We start from the raw sequence: 19,614 nt of genomic DNA on the forward strand, positions 1-19,614 counted from the left end.
TCACACGACGATGACCCGGCGGCCGCGGGTGTGCCCGGCATGGCTGTCGGTGTGCGCAGCCGCGGCGTCGGCGAGTGAATAGGACTTCTCGACCGGGATGTGCAGCTTCCCCCGCGAGATGAGGTCGACGGCCTCGGCCAGCGCGTCCGGCACGCTCCCGGCCACGCCGGAGAACCGGACGCCGAACTCGGGCGCGCCGAGATCGGCGATGGAGAGGACCTTCCCCGGATCGCCGGTCAGCTCGACCAGTTCGGCGATCACGCCCGACCCGGCCAGGTCGAGGGCGGCGTCGACCCGGCCGAGCCGCCGCACCCGTTCCACCCAGCCCTCGCCGTAGGTCGTGGCGAGCGCGCCCAGATCGCGCAGATAGTCCTGGTTGGCGGCGCCGGCCGTGCCGATCACCGTGATGCCGCGTTCGCGCGCGATCTGTAGTACCGCCGATCCGACCCCGCCGGACGCGCCGCTGACCAGCAGCGTCTCGCCGGCCCGCACGCCGGCTTCGCGGATGAGCCGCAGCGCGGTCTCGACCACGGACGGATATCCGGCCGCCTCCTCGAACGTCAGACCTTCGGGCATTCCCGCCCACGCCGACAGCACGGCGAACTCGGCATAGGTGCTCGAACCCTCGCCGAACACCGAGTCGCCGACCTCGACCCCGTCCACACCTTCGCCGACCTCGTCCACCACCCCGGCGGCATCCAGGCCGACCCCGGACGGCAGCACGGTCGGATGCGCGCCGAGGACCTGACCTTCGCGGATCCTCCAATCGACGGGGTTCACCCCGGCCGCGCGCACGGCGATGCGTACCTGACCTGGGCCGGCGTGCGGCTCTTCGGCGTCGACGAGTCGCAGGACTTCAGGACCACCGAACTCGGTGAAGATCACTTGCTTCATGCCGATGACCGTAGCACTAACGGTTAGTCTTTTGGAACTGTTGTTGTTTTGGATCTGCTAGCGTCGCCGCATGACCGTGCCGACCGGACGTCGTGAGCGGAAGAAGGCCGCGACGCGTCAGAAGATCGCCGACACCGCCCTGCGGCTTTTCCTGGAACGCGGGTACGACGAAGTGGGCATCCGCGAGGTGGCCGCGGAGGCCGACGTGGCCGTCACGACGCTCTTTTCCCATTTCGCCTCGAAAGAGGCATTGGTGTTCGAGCAGGACACGGCCTTCGAGCAAGGGCTCACGCGGGCGGTCGCCGAAAGGTCGCCGGGGGAGCCGCTCATCCCCGCGCTACGTCGTGAGGTTCACGCGATGGTGCGTCATTGCACGGCGGACGGCGCCGCCCCGATCTGGCGCATGATCGACGAATCGCCCGCCTTGCGGGAGTACGAAGACTCGATGAGGCTGCGTCACGCGGAGTCCTTGGCAGCGGCCATCGCGGCCGATCCGGAGTCGTCCCGGTCCGCGACCGCCTGCCGGACGATCGCCAGGTTCGTGATCGACGCCTACGCGATCGGCCGGGAGGCGGCCGATCCGGAGGCCGCGGTGGACGAGATCTTCCGGATGATCGAAGCGGCCTGGGAGGTCGGCGGCCGTCCATAGTGCTTGCACTATGCCACCAGTCGGCGCTACCGTCTCAGCGAAGTGGTTGCATATCACAAGCGGAGGATCGGCGTGCTGACACAGGTTGCGACGGGTGTGCTGGTCCATCAGAGCGCGTTGCTGAGGAACAACACGGTCGTCGTCGAGGGCGAGGAAGGCGTGCTGCTCGTCGATCCCGGGATCACCGACGACGAAATGGCCTGCCTCGCGAACGACCTGGCCGAGTCCGGCCGGCCGGTGGTGGCGGGTTTCGCGACACATCCCGATTGGGATCACGCGCTCTGGCACACCGCGTTCGGTGACGCGCCCCGCTACGGCACGGACCGCTGCGCCGCCTATCTGCGAGATCTGCGGTCGAAAGCGAACTGGCAGACCGAATTCGCCGAGGGACTGCCGCCGGAAATCGCCGGGGAGGTGTCGTCGGATCTGTTCGGCATCATCGCCGGTCTGCCCGCCGGAAGCGCCCGGATTCCTTGGGACGGCCCTGAACTGCGGATCATCGAGCATCCGGCCCACGCTCCCGGCCATGCCGCGCTGCTGATCGAGGACCGCGGGGTTCTCGTGGCGGGCGACATGCTTTCCGACGTCCTGGTCCCGATGTTCGACCACACCGCCGATCCGCTCGGGGATTACCTGACCGGACTCCGGCTGCTCGAAGAGATCGCGGACGACGTCGATGTCGTCGTACCCGGCCACGGGGCCGTCGGCCGAGCCGGCCAGGCGCGCGCACGGATCGATCTGGACCGGGCGTATGTGCATGCCGTGCGCGACGGCCGTACCCCCGATGACCCGCGGATCGGCTCGTCGGCCGAACCCGGCTGGGAATGGGTGAGCGATCTGCACGCCGGGCAAGTACAGCGTCTCGCCAGTGCCTAGGCTCGCTCAGCCCTTCGGCATGACGCAGAGTTCCCGAGACTGCCCCGACGCGAAGTCGTAGACGACGGGGTTGCCGTACTCGTAGCCGGGCACGGCGTCGCAATCGGAGCCGGATCCGGTCGAAAGCTGCGCGATCACCGTGTAGTTGGCGGAGCTGTCCGAACAGTGGACCCGCACGGCGCTGGCACTGAACGCACCGTTGGTACCGGCGTCTTCGTCGGCCGAGATGCAGTCCCCGGCCTGCGCGGAGAACGGGTCGGGATCGACCTCGGGAGCGCTGCCACCGGTCACGAGCGCCACGGTCACCGCGATCGCTCCGCCGGTGACGACGAGCGCCGCGGCGGCGATCCCGACGATCAGCCCGGTCTTCGGGGTCTTCTTCGGCGGGGCGACGGGGTACTGCTGCCAGATGGACGGCTGCGGCTGAGGGTAGGTCACGTCATCAGGATCGGCCGCGTCGATGAAATTCCGATGACACGCCTCATTTGCGGGCGACGAGCCGTTCCACCAGCCCGAGTTTGAACCGATCCCGTCGTTCGACGGCCAGGCCGAGGTCACCGATCTTGTCGAACGGCCGCCGGAGGAAGTGCTCTCCCGCCATGGGCACGGTGATCCTCTCGGCGATCCATTGCAGACCGCGGATCGCGCGGGACGAACTCGCGATGTGGTCGAGCAGGATGAGCCTGCCGGTCGGCCGGAGGACTCGGGCCATTTCCCGCAACGCCTTGCCGTCGTCGGGGATGGCACAGAGGCCGAGGGTGCAGACCACGGTGTCGAACGACTCGGCGTCGAAAGGCAGGTCGTGCGCGTCGGCTCGCCGCAGCGTCACCGGGTGGCCGAGGCGTTCGGCACGGGCGCGGGCGATGGCGAGCATGCCGTCGCCGAGGTCGATGCCGGTGAGCGTGACCTCGCCGGGATAGAGCGGCAGGTTCAGGCCGGTCCCGACCGCGACTTCGAGGACGTCGCCGGTGGCCTGCCCGCACGCCCACGCCCGAGAATCGCCGAAGAGCTTCCGGTCCATGAACTGCATTTCCCGGTCGTAGTTCCGGGATTTGCCGTCCCAGTACCGGTTCCACCGAGCGGGCGGGTTCATCGCGCTCCTTTCAGCAGCAGTGTTCGCCGCGCCAGGCCTCGCGGCCTTCCTTGATCGCGACGGCGGCGATGACGAGCGCGACCAGGGGATCGGCCCAGTACCAGCCGAAGAGGCCGTTGAGCAGCAACCCGACGAGCAGCACACCGGAAAGGTAGGTGCAGAGCAAGGTCTGCTTCGAGTCGGCGACAGCGCTCGCGGAGCCGAGCTCGCGCCCGGCTCGACGCTGGGCGTAGGAGAGGAAAGGCATCACGAGCAGCGAGACCGCCGCCAGCACGATACCGACGGGGGAGTGCTCGGCGGGTTCGGCGCCGAACAGGGCGCGCACCGACTCGACGGTGACATAGGCGGCCAGCGCGAAGAAGGACACCGCGATGGCCTTGAGCGCGGTGCGTTCGCGGGCTTCCGGGTCCTTGCCGGAGAACTGCCACGCGACGGCCGCGGCAGAGGCGACTTCGATGACCGAGTCCAGGCCGAAGCCGATCAGGGCGGTCGACGAGGCGATGGTGCCCGCCGAGATGGCGACGACCGCCTCCACGACGTTGTAGGTGATCGTCGCGGCGACCAGGAGCCGGACGCGTCGAGACAGCAACGCCCGGCGATCCGGGGCCACTGTGGACTTCGTGGTGCAGCAGCCGTCCGCGCAGGAGCCGCTCTCCACGCTCACTGGAGCACCTCGTCCACACAGGGCTCGGCGGTGTCGACGGCCAGCACAACTTGGGCGAGCTCCCGCAACGCACGGGCCAGATGCGCGTCCGCCAGCGAGTAGCGGACCTGCCTGCCTTCGTAGGTCGCCACGACCAGCCCGCAACCTCGCAGGCAGGCGAGGTGATTCGACACGTTCGAACGGCTCAGGCCGAGTTGATCGGCCAGCCGGCCGGGATAGCTCACTCCGTCGAGCAGAGCGACCAGGATCCGGCACCGGTTCGGGTCGGCGAGGGCTCGTCCGAGCCGGGCAAGTGCGGCACCCTGGGTCTCACATGTCAGCACAGGCCGGACAGTACAGCCTTCGCTGATATGTCAGCAAGGGCTGAACCATGACCCGACGGAGTGTCCGGACGCGACCCTCTGTTTCGTCGCTGTCTGTCAAGCCAATGCCGAACGCGGATGCGGAGGCGACCCGAAAGAGTCCGGTGTGGCCACTCCAACGGCCGCATCGCGGGTACACCGGGGAGTTCCGGCGCGGCGCCGCATGACACCTCAGAACAATCACTGGCCCGATTGCATGGCGGCCATAAGGCGGCGGGTGACGTTAAGAAAAGCTTTCCTGCACAATGGGAAAATCGGCATTCGGGTGGCCTTGTCGCATTACCTGAAAGTGCGCTTGTGTGGGAAAAACCCCTTGCTATGTTGATCCTGCGGGGCCGCAGTTCGGGGCATGACCGGCACGCCGCGAATTGTGGGTCTTGTTTGTTCACACGACTATCGAAGGGTGGACCTTGCTGTGACCGTGACCGAATCGGGCACTGCCGCCGAAGGTGTCCAGGGGCCGGAAAATCCGCAGCTGAGTTTGGGCCGGGCCGCCGCGCGCAACCTGGCGACGACGACCAAATCCGTTCCGCAGATGCAGGGAATTTCGTCCCGCTGGCTGCTGAAGTCCCTCGAATGGGTTCAGGTGAACGGTGGTGCCTACCGGGTCAACCGGCGGCTCAATTACGCGGTCGGCGACGGGCGGGTGACCTTCTCGAAGGCGGGCACCGAGGTCAGTGTGATCCCGGCGGAACTGGGAGAACTGAAGCCGCTCAAGGGATATGACGACGAAGAGGTCCTCGCCGAACTCGCCCGCCGCTTCGACCAGCAGGAAGTGGCGGCCGGCGACGTCCTCGTCGAATTCGGGCACCGGGCCGATCGGGTCTTCCTCATCGCGCACGGCAAGATCACCAAGACCGGCCCCGGTCCTTACGGTGACGAGACCGCGCTCGGCGTGGTCAAGGACGGCGACTACTTCGGCGCGCAAGCCCTTGTCGCCGACGACGTCATCTGGGAGTTCACCGCCAAGGCGGCCACCGCCTGCACCGTGCTCACGCTGACCCGCCAGGATTTCGAGCGCGTGCTGGAACAGTCCGAATCGCTGCAGGCGCAGATCGACCAGGCGTCGCAGGACTCCGGACGCTCCAACGACTTCGGCGAGGCCGAGATCGACATCTCGTCCGGACACGACGGTGAGCCGCTGCTGCCGGGCACGTTCGTCGACTACGAGACCTCGCCGCGCGAATACGAACTGAGCGTCGCCCAGACCGTGCTCCGGGTCCACAGCCGAGTGTCCGATCTCTACAACCAGCCGATGGACCAGACGGAACAGCAGTTGCGCCTGACCATCGAGGCGCTGCGTGAGCGGCAAGAGTATGAAATGATCAACAACACCGACTTCGGCCTGCTCCACAACGCCGACTTCACCCAGCGGATCGCGACGCGCACCGGCCCGCCCACGCCGGACGACTTCGACGACCTGCTCGCCTTGGTGTGGAAGGAACCCGGCTTCTTCCTCGCGCATCCGCGCACGATCGCCGCGTTCAGCCGTGAGTGCAGCAAACGCGGCATCTACCCGACCGGCACCGATCTCGGCGGGCACAAGGTGCCGTCGTGGCGCGGCGTCCCGATCCTGCCGTGCAACAAGATCCCGGTGAGCCAGACCAGCACCAGCTCCGTACTGCTGATCCGCACCGGCGAGAAGAACCAGGGCGTGGTCGGCCTGCGTCAGATCGGCCTGCCGGACGAATACGAGCCCGGGCTGAACGTCCGGTTCATGGGGATCTCGGAGCAGGCGATCATCTCCTACCTGGTCAGCACCTACTACTCCGCCGCCGTGCTCGTGCCGGACGCGCTGGCCGTCCTCGAAGCCGCCGAACTCGGCCGCGAAGGATGACCGCGACGACGCCGGAGGCCGACCGGCGGCTCAGTCTCGGCCCGGCCGCCGCACGGAACCTGGCGACGACCACCAAGACGCGGCCGCAGATGCAGAGCATCACGCCGCGCTGGCTGCTGAAGATGCTTCCCTGGGTCGAGGCGGCCGGTGGCACCTACCGCGTCAACCGGCGGCTGACCTACGCGGTCGGCGACGGGCGGGTGAGCTTCACCAATGTCGGCACCGAGGTCCGGGTCGTCCCGCAGGAACTCGCGGAATTGGCCCTGCTGCGGGGTTTCGACGACGAGGACACGCTCACCGCGCTCGCCGACCGGTTCGTGCAGCACGAGTACCAGCCCGGCGAGACCATCGTCAGCCACGGGTCTCCGCTCGACGAGGTCGTGCTGGTCGCGCACGGCAAGATCGCCAAGGTCGTTCCGGGCGAGTACGGCGCCGATGCCACTGTCGGCAGCATGGCCGACGGTGACCACTTCGGTGACGAGATGCTCGCCGGCATCGACCGGAACTGGCCGTTCACCGCCAAGGCCGTCACCCCGGTCATCGTGCTGACCCTGCGCGCCGACGATTTCGCCGACCTCAACGGCCGGTCCGAGGCGATGCGCCGCCACGTGCAGGACATGCTGGCGAGCAAGGGAAAACCGCAGAACGCCAAGGGCGAGGCCGAGATCGGGATGTCGTCGGGGCACGACGGCGAGCCGCTGCTGCCGGGCACCTTCGTCGACTACGAGATCTCGCCGCGCGAGTACGACCTGGCCGTCGCGCAGACGGCGTTGCGGGTGCACACGCGGGTGACCGATCTCTACAACGGGCCGATGGACCAGTTCGAAGAGCAACTCCGGCTGACCATTTCGGCACTGCGTGAGCGGCAAGAGCACGACCTGATCAACAACCGCGAGTTCGGGCTGCTGCACAACGCCGATCTCAAGTCGCGGTTCCAGACCCGCTCCGGTCCGCCGACGCCCGACGACATGGACGAACTCGTCAGCCGTCGCCGCAAGACGAAGTTCTTCCTCGCCCACCCACGCGCGATCGCCGCGTTCGGCAGGGAATGCACCCGTCGCAGCCTGTATCCGGAAGGGACCACGGTCGACGGGAAGGTGGTCGCCGCGTGGCGCGGGGTGCCGCTCCTGCCCTGCGACAAGATCCCGATCACCGACAACGGCACGTCCTCGATCCTCGCCATGCGGACCGGTGTGGAGGACAACGGCGTGATCGGGCTGCACCAGACCGGACTGCCCGACGAGTACGAGCCGGGCCTGAACGTGCGCTTCGAGGGCATCACCGAACAGGCCGTCGCCACCTACCTGGTCAGTACCTACTACTCGGCCGCCGTGCTCGTGCCCGACGCGCTCGGCGTGCTGGAGAACGTCGAGGTCGCGCGGTGACCCCTCGCCCCGCGACGACAACGAACAACAACGCTCCAGAAAGGACCACACACGTGACGATCGCCCGTACTCCCGCTCCCGCAAAGGTTCTGCGCACCGAGTATCAGAAGTCGGTGGCGTCGTACTGGAACAAGGAGAAGGACCCGGTCAATCTGCGCCTGGGCGATGTGGACGGGCTCTATCACCACCACTACGGGATCGGCGAGGTCGACTGGTCCGTGCTGGAAGGCCCCGAGGACACCCGCGACGAGCGGATCATCGCCGAAATGCACCGCCTGGAGACGGCACAGGCCGACGTCCTGCTCGATCACCTCGGCGACGTCAAACCGGACGACCGGCTTCTCGACGCCGGCTGCGGGCGCGGCGGGTCCAGCATCATGGCCAACGCGCGATTCGGCTGCCACGTCGACGGGATCTCGATCTCGGAGAAGCAGGTCGAGTTCGCCAATCACCAGGCGGATATCCGGGGCGTCGCCGACCGGGTGCGCTACCACTTCCGCAACATGCTCGACACCGGCTTCGAATCCGGCTCGCGCAAGGCGATCTGGAACAACGAAAGCACCATGTACGTGGACCTCCACGAGCTGTTCGCCGAGCACGCGCGGCAGCTGGAGTTCGGCGGCCGCTACGTCACCATCACCGGGTGCTACAACGACGTGACCGGTGGCCGGTCGAAGGCCGTCGCGCAGATCGACCAGCACTACACCTGCAACATCCATCCGCGCAGCGAGTACTTCAAGGCCATGACGGCCAACGACCTGGTGCCGATCTCGGTGGTGGATCTGACGCCGGACACGATCCCGTACTGGGAACTGCGGGCGAAGTCGTCGGTGGCGACCGGGATCGAAGGACCGTTCCTCGACGCCTACCGCGAAGGTAGCTTCCACTACCTCCTCATCGCCGCGGACCGCGTCTGATCCCGCGAGACCATCGGAGTAAGCGATGACCGAACAGGGTGCGCTCGCCACGCTACTGGCCGGTCCGAGCGGTCTGGGCACGTCCGCCGCCCGGCTGGCGGCCAGGCTGACCGCGGTTGCTCCGGCGGCGGAGGCGACTCCGCCGCCGGAACAACCCGCCCTCGACCCGGCTTACGCGTACCGGCCCTGGGGCGACGGGTCGGCGCCGCCGCTGTACTGCCCCGTCACTGAACGGATCAACGACCCGCTCGCCGCCGAGGTCGACCGGCGGCTGGCCCTGTGGGCGGGGGAGTGCGGCTTCGACGACGAGGAATGCGAGCAGATCGGCAAAGCGGGCTTCGGCAGGCTCGTCATGCTCGCCCACCCCGACTGCGAGGATCCCGACCGGCTGCTGATCTCGGCGCGGCTCAACGCCGCCTGGTGGGCGGCCGACGACCTCTACGCCGACGACACCTCGCTCGGCGCCGTACCGGCCGAACTGCCACCGAAGCTCGCGCTGGGGATGGCCGCCATGGACCCGGTGCCGTCGCTGGGCGAGTTCAGCCGCGACCTCGACGAAACGCTGCGCAACGACCGGGTTCTGGTGGCGCTCAACTCGGGGACGGAGTTCCTGCGGCGAGCCGGAACAGCCGCGCAAGTCCAGCGGGTCTGCTATTCGACCTTCTCGATGTTCGTGAGCTGGTCGGCCTACGCGGCATGGCGCCACAGTGGGAAATACCCGCCCGCGTGGGAATATCTCGCCGCCCGGCAGCACGACAGCTTCTACACCTCGATGACGTTGATCGACGTCCTCGGCGGCTACGAACTGACCTCGAACCTCTACTACGACCCTCGGGTCCGCGAGGCGGCGATCCAAGCGGGAACGGCGGCGGTGCTCGTCAACGACGTGCATTCTGTCGCCAAAGACCTGGAGGACGAATCGCCGCCCTGCAACGCGGTACTGCTGATCGCCGCCGACCGGAAGTGCTCGATCGAAGAGGCCACGGCGATCACCGTCGAACTGCACAACGACGTCGTCCGGGACTTCCAGTCGGCGCACGAAAAGCTGAGCGCGGTGCCTTCCCTTGAACTGCAACGGTTTCTGCGCGGGTTGCGGGGCTGGATGGGCGGCGGTTTCGAATGGCACTCGACGAGCCCGCGGTACCGGACGAAACCCAGCGTTTAGTCCTCTGGATGCGGTCGTTCGCGACACGAACTTCCGCATTCAGAGGACTGAACGCGGGAGGAGAGGTTATTGAGGGGTAAGTCAAACGTGGCGTGGGCCCTCTCCGCTGACGTCCAAGCGCCGCTGAGTGTCCACAAGGGACAGTTTCCGACTGCGCGGTGTCCGTTTCATGTCTATATGTACGATCCTGGCCAGGGTCGTGAGTGATAATGAGGGTTAGAACCCTCTTTGCCGCTCACGACTCCCTCGTGGAACCGTGCAGACTACCCAAACCGGACACTGGCAGCCCGAAGAGCGTCCTTTGTGGACACTCAGCGCGCGATCGGCCCTCGTCGGTCGGCGCGGACTCAGGCCGCAAAGGGTGCGCGGCACGCCATATTTGTCTTGCCCTCAATAAACGACGCCCGCCTCGATCAACTGGCTCCAGATCACGCCCTGGTCCACGACCTCGACTTCGAGTTTCTCGGCCTTGGTGAGCTTGCTCGCTCCGACGTCGGCGCCGGTGATGAGGAGGTCCGTGTTCGCCGAGACCGACGACGCGATGGCCGCGCCCGCCCTTTCGCACAACCGCTGGAAGGTCGGGCGCGGTACCTTCTCGCCGGAACGCGGGTCGCTGATCGATCCGGTGACCACGACCGTCTTGCCTTCCAGCGGGGCGCCGGCCGCGACGACCGGCGGCAGGTCTTCTTCGCGGACGTCCAGCGAGACTCCGGCCTCACGCAGCCGCTCGAGCTCGGGACGGAGCCGGGTGAGGTGCTCGATCAGGGACGCGGCGACCTTCGGACCGATGTCCTCCACAGCGACGAGGCCCTCTTCGCCGGCGTCGGCCACGGCTTCCAGCGAACCGAACCCTGCCCGGCACAGCCTCGCGGCGGTGCCTTCGGAGGCCATCGGGATCGCGAGGCCGATCAGCGCCCGGCGCAGACCGACGGCCCGGCTCGCGTCGATCGACTCGATCATGCGGGTGGCGGAGATGTCGCCGATGCGGTCGAACTCCAGCAACTTTTCCTTGGTGAGCCGGTAGAAGTCCGACGGGTGCTCGAGAATCCCGGCCTCGGCGAGCCGCTCGATCCAGACCCCGCCGATCGCGTCGATGTCCGCGGCCGCGCGCGACGCCCAGTGGATCAGCCGCCGGACGGTCTGGGCGGGGCAGGCCACGTTGGTGCAGAACAGTTCCCGGCTGTTGCCCTGTTCCGTCAACGGTTCTTCGCACGACGGGCACACCGACGGCGGCACGATTTCGCGCTCCTCGCCGGTGCGCTTGGCGGCGTCGAGGACACCCGCCACGAACGGGATCACGTCGCCGGCGCGGCGCACCAGCACGGTGTCGCCGATCTTGATGCCGCGGGCCTTGATGACCTCCTGGTTGGCCAACGTCGCCCGCGTGACGGTCGTCCCGCCGACGAAAACCGGCTCCAGCCACGCGACGGGCGCGATCTTGCCGGTCTTGCCGACGTCCCAGACGACATCGGCGAGCACGGTGGTCTTCTCCTCGGCGGCGAACTTGAAGGCCAGCGCGCCGCGCGGCGAACTGGACCGGGTTCCGGCGGCGGCGTAGGCGTCGCGATCCGCCAGGCGCAGCACGGCACCGTCGAGGTCGTAGTCGAGCTCGTTGCGCTGCTGCTCGATGGTCGTGATGACGGCCTGCGCCGACTCGGCGTCTTCGCAGTGCCGCATGTCGGCGGCGGCGAACCCGAGCGTCCGCAGCGCGCCGTCGAGATCGGTTTCCGCGCTGTCGGGCTCCGTGGAGAGGTCGAACGCGAAGAACTGGAGACGCCGCTCGGCGACGGTGGCCGGATCCTTCGCGCGCAGGGTCCCGGCGGCGGCGTTGCGCGGGTTGATCAGCGGCTTGTCCGGGTGGACCTTGTTGTAGGCGGCGAAAGTGGAGCGCAGCATCACGGCCTCGCCGCGGACCTCGACCCGGCCGGGCGCGTCGACCTTGTCCGGGACGCCGTCGGTCAGCGCGCGGACCAGCATGGTCACGTCGTCGCCCGTGGTCCCGTCGCCGCGGGTGACCGCCCTGGCGAGCCGCCCGTTCTCGTAGACGAGGGCGAGTGACAGGCCGTCGAGCTTCGGCATGACGACCACCGGCTGCCCGGGGAAGCGGGCGAAGAACGCCTCGACCTGCTCGGGCTTGGTCGCCTTCTCCAGCGACAACATCGGCCGCGAGTGCCGGATGGGCGCGTGCAGGATGGCGGGCGCGCCGACCTGCTCGAGCGGGTTCGGATCCGGGGCCAGCTCGGGATTCGCCTCGACGAGCCCGCGCAATTCGTCTTCGATCGCGTCGTAGTCGGCGTCGGCCACCTTCGGCGAGCCTCGGTAGTAGGCGTCGCGAAGGACGACGATCTGATCGGCGAGTTCTTGGATGCGGTCCCGAACGTTCACGACGCAGAGATTACCCGGGACCACCGACAGAACACCGTCCGAAGAGGACTCGTGTCACGGGTTGATGGCGAGCACCAGGAACGAGGCCAGCAGGACCAGGTGCACCCCGCCCTGCAGCCGGGTCGCGCGGCCGGGCACGACGGTGAGCACGCTGACCGCGATCGTCAGCGCCAGCAGCACGATATGGGTCGCGCCGAGGCCCAGCAGCAGGGGGCCGTCCAACCAGATCGACGCCAGTGCGATGGTCGGGATGGTGAGCCCGATGCTCGCGATCGCCGAGCCGTAGGCGAGGTTGATGCTGGTCTGCATCCGATCGCGCCGCGCGGCCCGTGTCGCGGCCAGCGTTTCCGGCAGCAGCACCAGCATGGCGATCACGACGCCGACGAACGACTGCGGGAAGCCCGCCGCGCTGACCCCCGCTTCGATCGCGGGGGATTCGACCTTCGCCAGGCCGACGACGGCGACCAGCGCCACGAGCAGCAGCCCGAGGCTGGTGAGCGCGGCCTTGTTGGTCGGCGGCTCGGCGTGTTCCTCTTCCTTGACCGAGCCCTCGCTGTCGACCGGCAGGAAGAAGTCGCGGTGGCGCACGGTCTGGGTGAGCACGAAAAGGCCGTAGAGCAGCAACGAGGCGACAGCGGCGAAGGTGAGCTGCGTGCCATTGAAGGCCGGGCCCGGGGTACTGGTGGTGAACGTCGGCAGCACGAGGCTGACCGTGGCGAGCGTCGCCACGGTGGCGAGCGCGCCGCCGCTGCCTTCGGGGTTGAAGTGCGTCTCGCCGTAACGACGGGCGCCGACCATGAGCGAAATACCGGCGATGCCGTTCATCGTGATCATCACCGCGGCGAACACCGTGTCACGGGCCAGTGTCCCGGCCTCGGGGCCGCCGGAGGACATCATCGTCACGATCAGCGCGACTTCGATGACCGTGACCGCGATCGCCAGCACCAGTGAGCCGAAAGGCTCCCCGACGCGATGCGCCACCACTTCGGCGTGATGGACCGCCGCCAGGACCGTCCCGCCGAGCGCGAGCGCGACGATGATCACCGGCACCGCGCCCAGGTCGCGACCCCAGCTCAGCACCAGCACGACTATCGCGAGGACCGGCATGACGGTGGTCCAGGACAGGGGGAATCGCCTTGGGGAAGCGGCCATGCCGCCACCTTCGCACACTCTGCGTGACGTCGCCGCTCCATGGGGGTCGTGGGGTGACGAAGTTCTTAGCGGGCACCGACCCCGTTCAGGAAGGTCTCGACGAGTAGATCGGCCGCGCGAGGGGCGTCCATGTCCTCTCTTGAGGCGAGGTGGAGGAGCTGGATCAGCAGCCTGCTCGCCCAGCCGTCCGGAAGGTCCGTGCGGAGGAATCCCTCGTCGGTGGCCCGCTGGAGGAACGTGTCCACCTCGGCGGAGAGCCGCTTCCGGCGGTCTTGGATGGAAGGCTCGGCGCGCATCCGCGTCAGTTCGACCGGCCAGACGCGGTTGACTTCGATGATGCCTTCGACGTACCGGTGCAACGCCACGGGCACCGCCCCCTCGGCGAACCGGGCGGCGCGGACGACCTGTTCGACCGCGGTCAGCCGCGAGTCGTAGATGGCGGCCAAGAGCTCTTCGCGGGAGGCGAAGCGCCGATAGACGGTGCGCCTGTCGACACCGGCTTCGGCGGCGATCGCGCTGATGCTGGCCGAGGGGTCGTGAGCGAGCATCCGCGCGCCGGTGGTCAGGACGGCTTCGAGATTCCGTACCGCGTCAGCCCTCATTCCGGGAATGTATCACGCTGCTGTGCTGTTAAGTGCAATAAGTGCTACAGCAGCGTGACAGTTAGGAAGACTATGATCACGAACGACAAGCTCTTCATCGGAGGCGAGTGGACGACGCCGAGCGATCCGACGCGGCTGGCCATCGTGTCCCCGCACGACCAGTCGATTCTGGGACGCGTCGTTCAGGCTCTTCCCGCTGACATCGACCGCGCCGTCGCCGCGGCAAGGGCCGCCTTCGACGAAGGCCCGTGGCCTCGGACCCCGCCGCAGGAACGGATCGCGGTGCTTCGGCGGCTGAACGCGCTGAGGGAGGCTCGCGCGGACGAGATCGCCGAGCTCATTTCGGCCGAGAACGGATCCGCTCTCTGGTTCACGCGGGCCGGGCAGCCCGGGGTGGGTCGCCTCGCCGTTTCGTATCTGAAGGCGGCGGAGGAATTCGGCTGGGAGGAGACGCTCACGCCCTCGGACCCTTCCGCGCCGTTCCGTTCGATCGTGCGCCGCGAACCGATCGGGGTGGTCGCGGCGATCATCCCGTGGAACTCGCCGTTCTCGGCGTCGATGGCCAAGATCGTCCCGGCGCTGCTCGCGGGGAACACCGTCGTCCTCAAGGTCTCGCCGGAGAACTCGCTCAGCATGAGCCTCCTCGCGGACTTGCTGGCGGAGTCCGGGCTGCCGTCCGGGGTGATCAGCGTGCTGCCCGCGGACCGGGAAACCAGCGAACACCTGGTGAAGCACCCCGATGTCGACAAGATCGCGTTCACCGGTTCGACCGCCGCCGGCCGCCGGATCGCGTCGCTGGCGGGGGAGCGGTTGAAGCGGGTCAGCCTGGAGCTGGGCGGGAAATCCGCCGCGGTGATCCTCCCCGACGCCGTCCTCGAAGACGTGATCGCCGGGCTGAAATTCGGGTCCTTGCTCAACAACGGTGAGGCGTGCATCGCGCAGACGCGGATCCTCGCGCCGCGTGGCCGGTACGACGAAATCGTCGCCGGGCTCAGGGAGATGATGGAATCGCTCGTGGTCGGCGATCCGGCCGACGAGAAGACCTTCATCGGCCCGATGGTGCGGCCAGGCCAGCAGCAACGGGTGCGCGATTACATCGAGATCGGTGTCGCCGAAGGCGCGCGCCTGGTCACCGGCGGCTCCGAAATCCCGGCAGGCCTGGACAAGGGCAACTACGTCACGCCGACGTTGTTCGCCGAAGTCGACGGCTCGATGCGCATCGCCCAAGAGGAGATCTTCGGGCCGGTCCTGGTCGTCATCCCCTATGAGGACGAGGACGACGCGGTCCGCATCGCCAACGATTCGGAATACGGGCTCTCCGGCGGCGTCTGGTCGGCCGACGAGGACCGCGCGCTCGCCGTCGCCCGGCGGATGCGCACCGGAACGGTCACCGTCAACGGGGCACCGATCGGCTTCGACGGTCCCTTCGGCGGTTACAAGGCCAGTGGAATCGGTCGTGAGTACGGTGCCGCCGGCCTGGCCCAGTACGTGGAGCTCAAGACCGTCACGAAAGGTGTGCGCCGGGGATCCTGACGGTGATCCGGTCGTCCGTGGCCAGGAATCGCTGAAGCCGGAACCGGCAGAGGGCGTGGAACATCTCGCCCAGTTCTTCGGGGTCGATACGGCCTTCGAGGTCGCGCTTGCTCGCGTTGAGCACCCGGCTGATCACGGCCGCGGGCACCCGGCCGCCGAACTCGCCCGTCAGCCAGACACCGATTTCGCCGATCTCGTCCGTGATCGTGCGCTGCGCGGTCATCAGCCGTACCCCTCTGCGTCGAAGCGTCGCCGGATTAGTCCCGGTGTCACTCCGACGGGCGACCCGAACACCCATGACGGAGAACCCGCGAGATTGCGCCGCTCGGCCTAATCACTTCCGGTTGCATCGAATCGTGCAGCGGGACGGACTCATCTCCGGGAGAACCCCGATGTGATCGACATCGTGCTGTGTCAGCCTCGGTGGTGACCATTGTGGACAGTCAGGGAGGAGGGCACACGACCAGTGGCCCCAGCGAGTGATGAACAAACCGAGCGGTGGATCGCGGAATTGACGGCCCTCAGCGAGCTGTACCGGTCCGCGGAGGCCGCGGGATCGACGGAGCAGGTGTCCCAAGCGGGGTGGCATACCGGGGCCAGGATCGGGACGAGCACCGGGAACGGGCGGATGCTGGCCTACCACGATTCGGGTGTCGAGGCGGAATGCGTCTTCCGTGCGGGAGAACGCACGCTGTTCAACATCATGAGCACCGGATACGGGAGTGACACCGGCGAGCGCGGGTTCGCGGTGTGGAGTTCGAGGCCTGGCGCGCTCGGCGCGATCGACGAGGGCGTGACCAGGATGGAGGTGGCCGACGCGGACGGCGTCGCCGTCGAGGCCGCGATCGTGGCGCACACCTTCGCCGTGGACGTGGACCTGGGGCCGGCGCCCCAGACGGTCGACGAGGTGTTCGCGCCGTGGGAACCGCCGGTGCTGACGGTCCGGGTGTACGGCGAGGGCGACGCGTTGCGCTACGAAGGTCCGTTGCTGACCAGGTGATGTGAAAGGCCCCTTCACTGCGCCAAGCGCGGTGAAGGGGCCTTTCACATACTCGGGAGATCAGCCGTTCGGAGTCGTGATCACCGCGAAGGTGGATCCCTGACTGGCGATCCGCTCGCTGAGATCGGTGGTGATCGTCTCGATCGGCGCGTAGTTGTTGAGTTCACCGGCCTGGCAGGGGCCCGACCGGGACTGCTGGTTGCCGATCAGGATGCCCAGCGCCGCATGGTCGGCCTGGCTGAACAGCGGTCCGCCGCTGTCGCCCGGCCGGGCGCACAGATCGGTGTTGATCCCGACGTCCGTGGACAGGACACGGCCGCAGCGGGTACCGACGAGGTAGCCGGCGCCCGCTCCGCTGTCGACGGAATCCGGGTAGTTCACCTTGCTCGACGCCGTTCCGGAGGCGCAGACGACGTACCCGGCCTTGATCTCGGCGAGCTTGCGCGCGCCGGTGATGTACTCGTCGACCGAGGTGGCCTGCGCACCGCACGGAGTGTCGCCGTCGCTGTCCATGCCTCCGTTGCGGCAGTACTTCAACACCCGGTTGCGGCCCGTCTGGCCTTCGAGCCACTTCGTCGACGCAGCGTCATTGACGTACGGCAGGGCCGCGTAGTCGTACGGGTACGAGCTCTTCTCGATGCCGTGCTGCTGCAGTACGTCATTGCCGTTGTGCTGGGTCGGCGTGTTGTTGGTCTTCGTTCGCATGCAGTGGCCCGCGGTGAGCACCCAGCCCTTGCCGGGGAAACCGCCACCGGTGGACCGCAGGTTGAAACCGCTGGTGCAGCCGCCCCAGGTGCCGTCGTCCCGCTTCATGTCCAACCGGATGCCGCCCCGCATCGGACCGTAGTTCGTGCAGTAGAGCGGATGACAGAACCCGAGATCCACGTTCGGCGTGGACAACGCGTTCGGATTCTTCAGTACCCGGGAGACGACCATGCCGGATTCGTCCGCCGCGGCCCGTCGCGCGGTGTTCGTCTCGGTGGCCGCGGCCGCCTTCGCCTGTGCCACCCAGTCGCGTTCCCAAAGCACCACACGGTTTTCCGACTCGCTCACCGACGGCAGATAGACCGCTTCCGGTCCCGCGCCGACCTTGGCCGCGACGCGTTCCTTCGCGGCCGTGAGCTGCTGCAACGAGTGCTGGACCTGCTGTGTGCGAACAGCGGAACGGGCGGGCATCGCCCTCAGATACGGCTCAACCGCGGCGGGTTCGGTCATCGCGACGACCAGCTGCCCCCTGTCCTGGTCGAACCACATGCCGCCGTACTCGGCGCCGCGGTCGCGTCGCAGCAGTTCGTCCAGCTTGCCGCCGTCGGTCTGCAATTCCAGGCGGCGCAACGCCTCCTGATCGCTCACTCGGTAGTTCTCGACCAGATAGCGCACCGACTCCCGGACCGAAGCGGGGTCGAGCGAGGTGTGGAACGACTGCACGGTGTCCGCTGACGCCGAGCCGCCCAGTGCCGTGGTCACAGCCAGCACCGAAACGGCCAGGGCCCCCAGTCTTCTAGCTCTCCGCACGAGATCTCCTCACATGTCGGGACTTCGCCATCATTCAACCGGAGGACACGGAATGAGCGTGGAGATTTTCCGACATTGCCGCGCCCCGTGCCCGCGATAAGTCGGACACGGGGCGGAATTCGGCTACAAACTCGGCTCTCGCCGATGTCTACCTTGACGGGCCTTGACGATCCAGGCGCCGAAGAGAGTCAGGAGACCGATGCTGGTCCCCGCCGACACACCGACTTTCGGAGTGCTGATCTCGACGACGCCGACGACGATGGCGCCGCCGATCGTCAGCAGAAGGCACATCCGCAAGGTCGGTGCCCAGCCGGCGAGGACCGCCATCGCCAGGCAGAGCCAGCTGTCGCGGCTCTGCACTTTGCGATGGCGCCCCGGCGTCCTCAAGAGCGGACGCGCCGCGCGGATCATCTCCGCGGAGGTCGCGACTCGCCGGGCCGGCTTTTCGACGTGCTCGATGACGACTTTGACCCGTTGGGGCGGACCGTTGTCTGGTGTCTTCGCGTTATCAGGCTGTATGGTCACGACCGTCCTGTCCTTGTTCTAGCGAGCGGGCGAATGGACATCCGCGTGGCCTCCTGTGACAGCAGGGGGCCACGCGTGCGTTACCGGTTCTTGACCGGTGCGGCTGAAGACATCTTCGCGAAAGCGGTCTGTGACCGTTCAGTAGTACAGCGTGTGTCGCGCTGAACGGTATGCACGCGTCGCTCAACGGTCTGGGTGATCCCGGAAACTACTAAAAGTAGCGGGTAGGGCCGAATGGACCAGCGCCGTCAGGAGGGCTCGACAGTCCGGCAACTTGCCTTTCCGGTGTCGGGCCAGGTCAGTGCGAAACGTGCGGCCGCGGTTCTCCCTGCAGGTCGGGGCCACGGTCCTCCCGTTCGTGCGCGCCACTTCCGGGAAATGCGAAATGCTGATCGCAACTGCCGGGTACGGACGAACTTCGGCCAAGCCCGACGAGATTCGAGCATCCGTGCTCACGTTGGGTTCACCCGTTCGGGAGTTTGGTCGCCCGTTGTCGTCTCGCCTGGCTCACCAACAGCGAGTGACTGGGCTGAACGGGTGGGCATGGGACTGCTCAGCCGTTGCGGTTGGTCCCGGTTCGGTGCAGGAAGGCTTCCTTCGTTGCGCTTGACGCGGGGCCTGAGCCAAGTGCCCGATTTGAGTGTTTTGTAACGGCTTAGTGACCGGGTCGCGAGTGGCAAGTGTCGTTCTATTGAGGGGCCAGTCAAATATGGCGTACCGCGCACCCTTTCCGGCCTGGGTTCGCGCTGACCGACGAGGGTCGACCGCGCCATAAGTGTCCATAAGGGACACTTTTCGAGCTGCAAGTGTCCAGTTTGAGCGGTCTGCGCGGTTTCATGAGGGTGTCGTGAGTGGCAATGAGGGTTATTTGAGCCGAAGGTCAAACGTGGCGTGTTCTCGGGCGGCCCGATGGTGGGATGAAGGCTCCCTTCGCCGCGTCTAATGCGGTGAAAGGAGCCTTCGGCCCTGGTCAAGCGCGGGTCGTGGGGGGGGGGGGGGGGGGGGGGGGGCCGCGCCCCCCCCCCCCCCCCCCCCCCCCCCCCCCCCCCCCCCGGGAGAG

At 67.5% G+C, this 19,614-nt stretch carries 19 protein-coding genes; 8 read left to right on the top strand and 11 right to left on the bottom strand.

Annotated features, from left to right (window positions below; all coding sequences use genetic code 11):
• The gene (locus tag ACIRGA_RS28825; RefSeq protein ID WP_400946595.1) at window positions 1–894 is read right to left on the bottom strand and encodes an NADP-dependent oxidoreductase; all 894 of its coding nucleotides are present in this window, start codon (window positions 892–894) and stop codon (window positions 1–3) included.
• A 70-nt stretch (window positions 895–964) separates the two neighbouring features.
• On the opposite strand from ACIRGA_RS28825, the gene ACIRGA_RS28830 reads away from it, so the two are divergent.
• Both ACIRGA_RS28830 and ACIRGA_RS28835 read left to right on the top strand, forming a co-directional pair.
• A complete protein-coding gene (locus tag ACIRGA_RS28830) occupies window positions 965–1,543 on the top strand; it encodes a TetR/AcrR family transcriptional regulator (protein ID WP_400946597.1) in 579 nt (192 codons plus the stop codon).
• 72 nt (window positions 1,544–1,615) lie between these two features.
• A complete protein-coding gene (locus ACIRGA_RS28835; protein ID WP_400946599.1) occupies window positions 1,616–2,419 on the top strand; it encodes an MBL fold metallo-hydrolase in 804 nt (267 codons plus the stop codon).
• 6 nt (window positions 2,420–2,425) lie between these two features.
• On the opposite strand, the gene ACIRGA_RS28840 is transcribed toward ACIRGA_RS28835, so the two are convergent.
• From ACIRGA_RS28840 to ACIRGA_RS28855, 4 genes are read right to left on the bottom strand one after another with little or no spacing between them, the layout of a single operon-like run.
• Window positions 2,426–2,857 (bottom strand): hypothetical protein, encoded by a 432-nt coding sequence (locus ACIRGA_RS28840; RefSeq protein ID WP_400946602.1) that lies wholly within the window; start codon window positions 2,855–2,857, stop codon window positions 2,426–2,428.
• Window positions 2,858–2,900: 43 nt separating this feature from the next.
• The gene (locus tag ACIRGA_RS28845) at window positions 2,901–3,512 is read right to left on the bottom strand and encodes a class I SAM-dependent methyltransferase (RefSeq protein WP_400946604.1); all 612 of its coding nucleotides are present in this window, start codon (window positions 3,510–3,512) and stop codon (window positions 2,901–2,903) included.
• 10 nt (window positions 3,513–3,522) lie between these two features.
• On the bottom strand, window positions 3,523–4,176 hold the full coding sequence (locus ACIRGA_RS28850) for a cation transporter (RefSeq protein ID WP_400946607.1): 654 nt from the start codon (window positions 4,174–4,176) through the stop codon (window positions 3,523–3,525).
• Window positions 4,173–4,499 (bottom strand): ArsR/SmtB family transcription factor, encoded by a 327-nt coding sequence (locus ACIRGA_RS28855; RefSeq protein WP_400946610.1) that lies wholly within the window; start codon window positions 4,497–4,499, stop codon window positions 4,173–4,175. The genes ACIRGA_RS28850 and ACIRGA_RS28855 overlap by 4 nt, the downstream gene beginning before the upstream one ends.
• Window positions 4,500–4,953: 454 nt before the next feature.
• On the opposite strand from ACIRGA_RS28855, the gene ACIRGA_RS28860 reads away from it, so the two are divergent.
• From ACIRGA_RS28860 to ACIRGA_RS28875, 4 genes are read left to right on the top strand one after another with little or no spacing between them, the layout of a single operon-like run.
• Window positions 4,954–6,375 carry a family 2B encapsulin nanocompartment shell protein gene (locus tag ACIRGA_RS28860; RefSeq protein WP_400946612.1) on the top strand — a complete coding sequence of 474 codons (1,422 nt, stop codon included), beginning with the start codon at window positions 4,954–4,956 and terminating at the stop codon, window positions 6,373–6,375.
• Window positions 6,372–7,760 (top strand): family 2B encapsulin nanocompartment shell protein, encoded by a 1,389-nt coding sequence (locus ACIRGA_RS28865; RefSeq protein WP_400946614.1) that lies wholly within the window; start codon window positions 6,372–6,374, stop codon window positions 7,758–7,760. Before ACIRGA_RS28860 ends, ACIRGA_RS28865 begins: the two co-directional genes overlap by 4 nt.
• Window positions 7,761–7,813: 53 nt before the next feature.
• Window positions 7,814–8,677 carry a geranyl diphosphate 2-C-methyltransferase gene (locus ACIRGA_RS28870; RefSeq protein ID WP_400946616.1) on the top strand — a complete coding sequence of 288 codons (864 nt, stop codon included), beginning with the start codon at window positions 7,814–7,816 and terminating at the stop codon, window positions 8,675–8,677.
• 25 nt (window positions 8,678–8,702) lie between these two features.
• Complete coding sequence (locus tag ACIRGA_RS28875; RefSeq protein WP_400946618.1) at window positions 8,703–9,842, top strand: family 2 encapsulin nanocompartment cargo protein terpene cyclase; 1,140 nt, start codon at window positions 8,703–8,705, stop codon at window positions 9,840–9,842.
• A gap of 390 nt (window positions 9,843–10,232) precedes the next feature.
• On the opposite strand, the gene ligA is transcribed toward ACIRGA_RS28875, so the two are convergent.
• The 3 genes from ligA to ACIRGA_RS28890 all read right to left on the bottom strand — a co-directional run bounded on the left by ligA (window position 10,233) and on the right by ACIRGA_RS28890 (window position 13,981).
• Window positions 10,233–12,227 carry an NAD-dependent DNA ligase LigA gene (gene ligA, locus ACIRGA_RS28880; protein WP_400946621.1) on the bottom strand — a complete coding sequence of 665 codons (1,995 nt, stop codon included), beginning with the start codon at window positions 12,225–12,227 and terminating at the stop codon, window positions 10,233–10,235.
• Window positions 12,228–12,281: 54 nt separating this feature from the next.
• The gene (locus ACIRGA_RS28885; protein ID WP_360095441.1) at window positions 12,282–13,379 is read right to left on the bottom strand and encodes an ionic transporter y4hA; all 1,098 of its coding nucleotides are present in this window, start codon (window positions 13,377–13,379) and stop codon (window positions 12,282–12,284) included.
• A 65-nt stretch (window positions 13,380–13,444) separates the two neighbouring features.
• The gene (locus ACIRGA_RS28890; protein ID WP_400946623.1) at window positions 13,445–13,981 is read right to left on the bottom strand and encodes a TetR/AcrR family transcriptional regulator; all 537 of its coding nucleotides are present in this window, start codon (window positions 13,979–13,981) and stop codon (window positions 13,445–13,447) included.
• Between the two features lie 72 nt (window positions 13,982–14,053).
• Here ACIRGA_RS28890 and ACIRGA_RS28895 point away from each other — a divergent pair, with 72 nt between their 5' ends.
• Window positions 14,054–15,514, top strand: coding sequence for an aldehyde dehydrogenase (locus tag ACIRGA_RS28895; protein ID WP_400946625.1), 1,461 nt, complete (start codon window positions 14,054–14,056; stop codon window positions 15,512–15,514).
• Here ACIRGA_RS28895 and ACIRGA_RS28900 read toward each other — a convergent pair.
• Window positions 15,486–15,737 (bottom strand): hypothetical protein, encoded by a 252-nt coding sequence (locus ACIRGA_RS28900; RefSeq protein WP_400946627.1) that lies wholly within the window; start codon window positions 15,735–15,737, stop codon window positions 15,486–15,488. The genes ACIRGA_RS28895 and ACIRGA_RS28900 overlap by 29 nt on opposite strands.
• 288 nt (window positions 15,738–16,025) lie before the next feature.
• Between ACIRGA_RS28900 and ACIRGA_RS28905 the strand changes: the two genes are divergently transcribed.
• Window positions 16,026–16,514, top strand: a complete 489-nt coding sequence (locus ACIRGA_RS28905) for a hypothetical protein (RefSeq protein WP_400946630.1) — start codon at window positions 16,026–16,028, stop codon at window positions 16,512–16,514.
• A gap of 60 nt (window positions 16,515–16,574) precedes the next feature.
• Here ACIRGA_RS28905 and ACIRGA_RS28910 read toward each other — a convergent pair whose 3' ends face one another.
• Both ACIRGA_RS28910 and ACIRGA_RS28915 read right to left on the bottom strand, forming a co-directional pair.
• A complete protein-coding gene (locus tag ACIRGA_RS28910) occupies window positions 16,575–17,981 on the bottom strand; it encodes a trypsin-like serine protease (protein WP_400946632.1) in 1,407 nt (468 codons plus the stop codon).
• A gap of 171 nt (window positions 17,982–18,152) precedes the next feature.
• Window positions 18,153–18,554, bottom strand: a complete 402-nt coding sequence (locus ACIRGA_RS28915) for a hypothetical protein (protein WP_400946635.1) — start codon at window positions 18,552–18,554, stop codon at window positions 18,153–18,155.
• Between the last annotated feature and the right edge of the window lie 1,060 nt (window positions 18,555–19,614).

The organism is Amycolatopsis sp. NPDC102389 (genome assembly GCF_044765885.1).
GTDB lineage: Bacteria > Actinomycetota > Actinomycetes > Mycobacteriales > Pseudonocardiaceae > Amycolatopsis.

Bases quoted from the DNA above. Each gene is read 5' to 3' on its own strand.
- ACIRGA_RS28845 (WP_400946604.1), bottom strand. From the start codon at position 3,512: ATGAACCCGCCCGCTCGGTGGAACCGGTACTGGGACGGCAAATCCCGG.
- ACIRGA_RS28875 (WP_400946618.1), top strand. From the start codon at position 8,703: ATGACCGAACAGGGTGCGCTCGCCACGCTACTGGCCGGTCCGAGCGGT.
- ACIRGA_RS28890 (WP_400946623.1), bottom strand. From the start codon at position 13,981: ATGAGGGCTGACGCGGTACGGAATCTCGAAGCCGTCCTGACCACCGGC.
- ACIRGA_RS28830 (WP_400946597.1), top strand. From the start codon at position 965: ATGACCGTGCCGACCGGACGTCGTGAGCGGAAGAAGGCCGCGACGCGT.
- ACIRGA_RS28825 (WP_400946595.1), bottom strand. From the start codon at position 894: ATGAAGCAAGTGATCTTCACCGAGTTCGGTGGTCCTGAAGTCCTGCGA.
- ACIRGA_RS28885 (WP_360095441.1), bottom strand. From the start codon at position 13,379: ATGGCCGCTTCCCCAAGGCGATTCCCCCTGTCCTGGACCACCGTCATG.
- ACIRGA_RS28895 (WP_400946625.1), top strand. From the start codon at position 14,054: ATGATCACGAACGACAAGCTCTTCATCGGAGGCGAGTGGACGACGCCG.
- ACIRGA_RS28865 (WP_400946614.1), top strand. From the start codon at position 6,372: ATGACCGCGACGACGCCGGAGGCCGACCGGCGGCTCAGTCTCGGCCCG.
- ACIRGA_RS28900 (WP_400946627.1), bottom strand. From the start codon at position 15,737: ATGACCGCGCAGCGCACGATCACGGACGAGATCGGCGAAATCGGTGTC.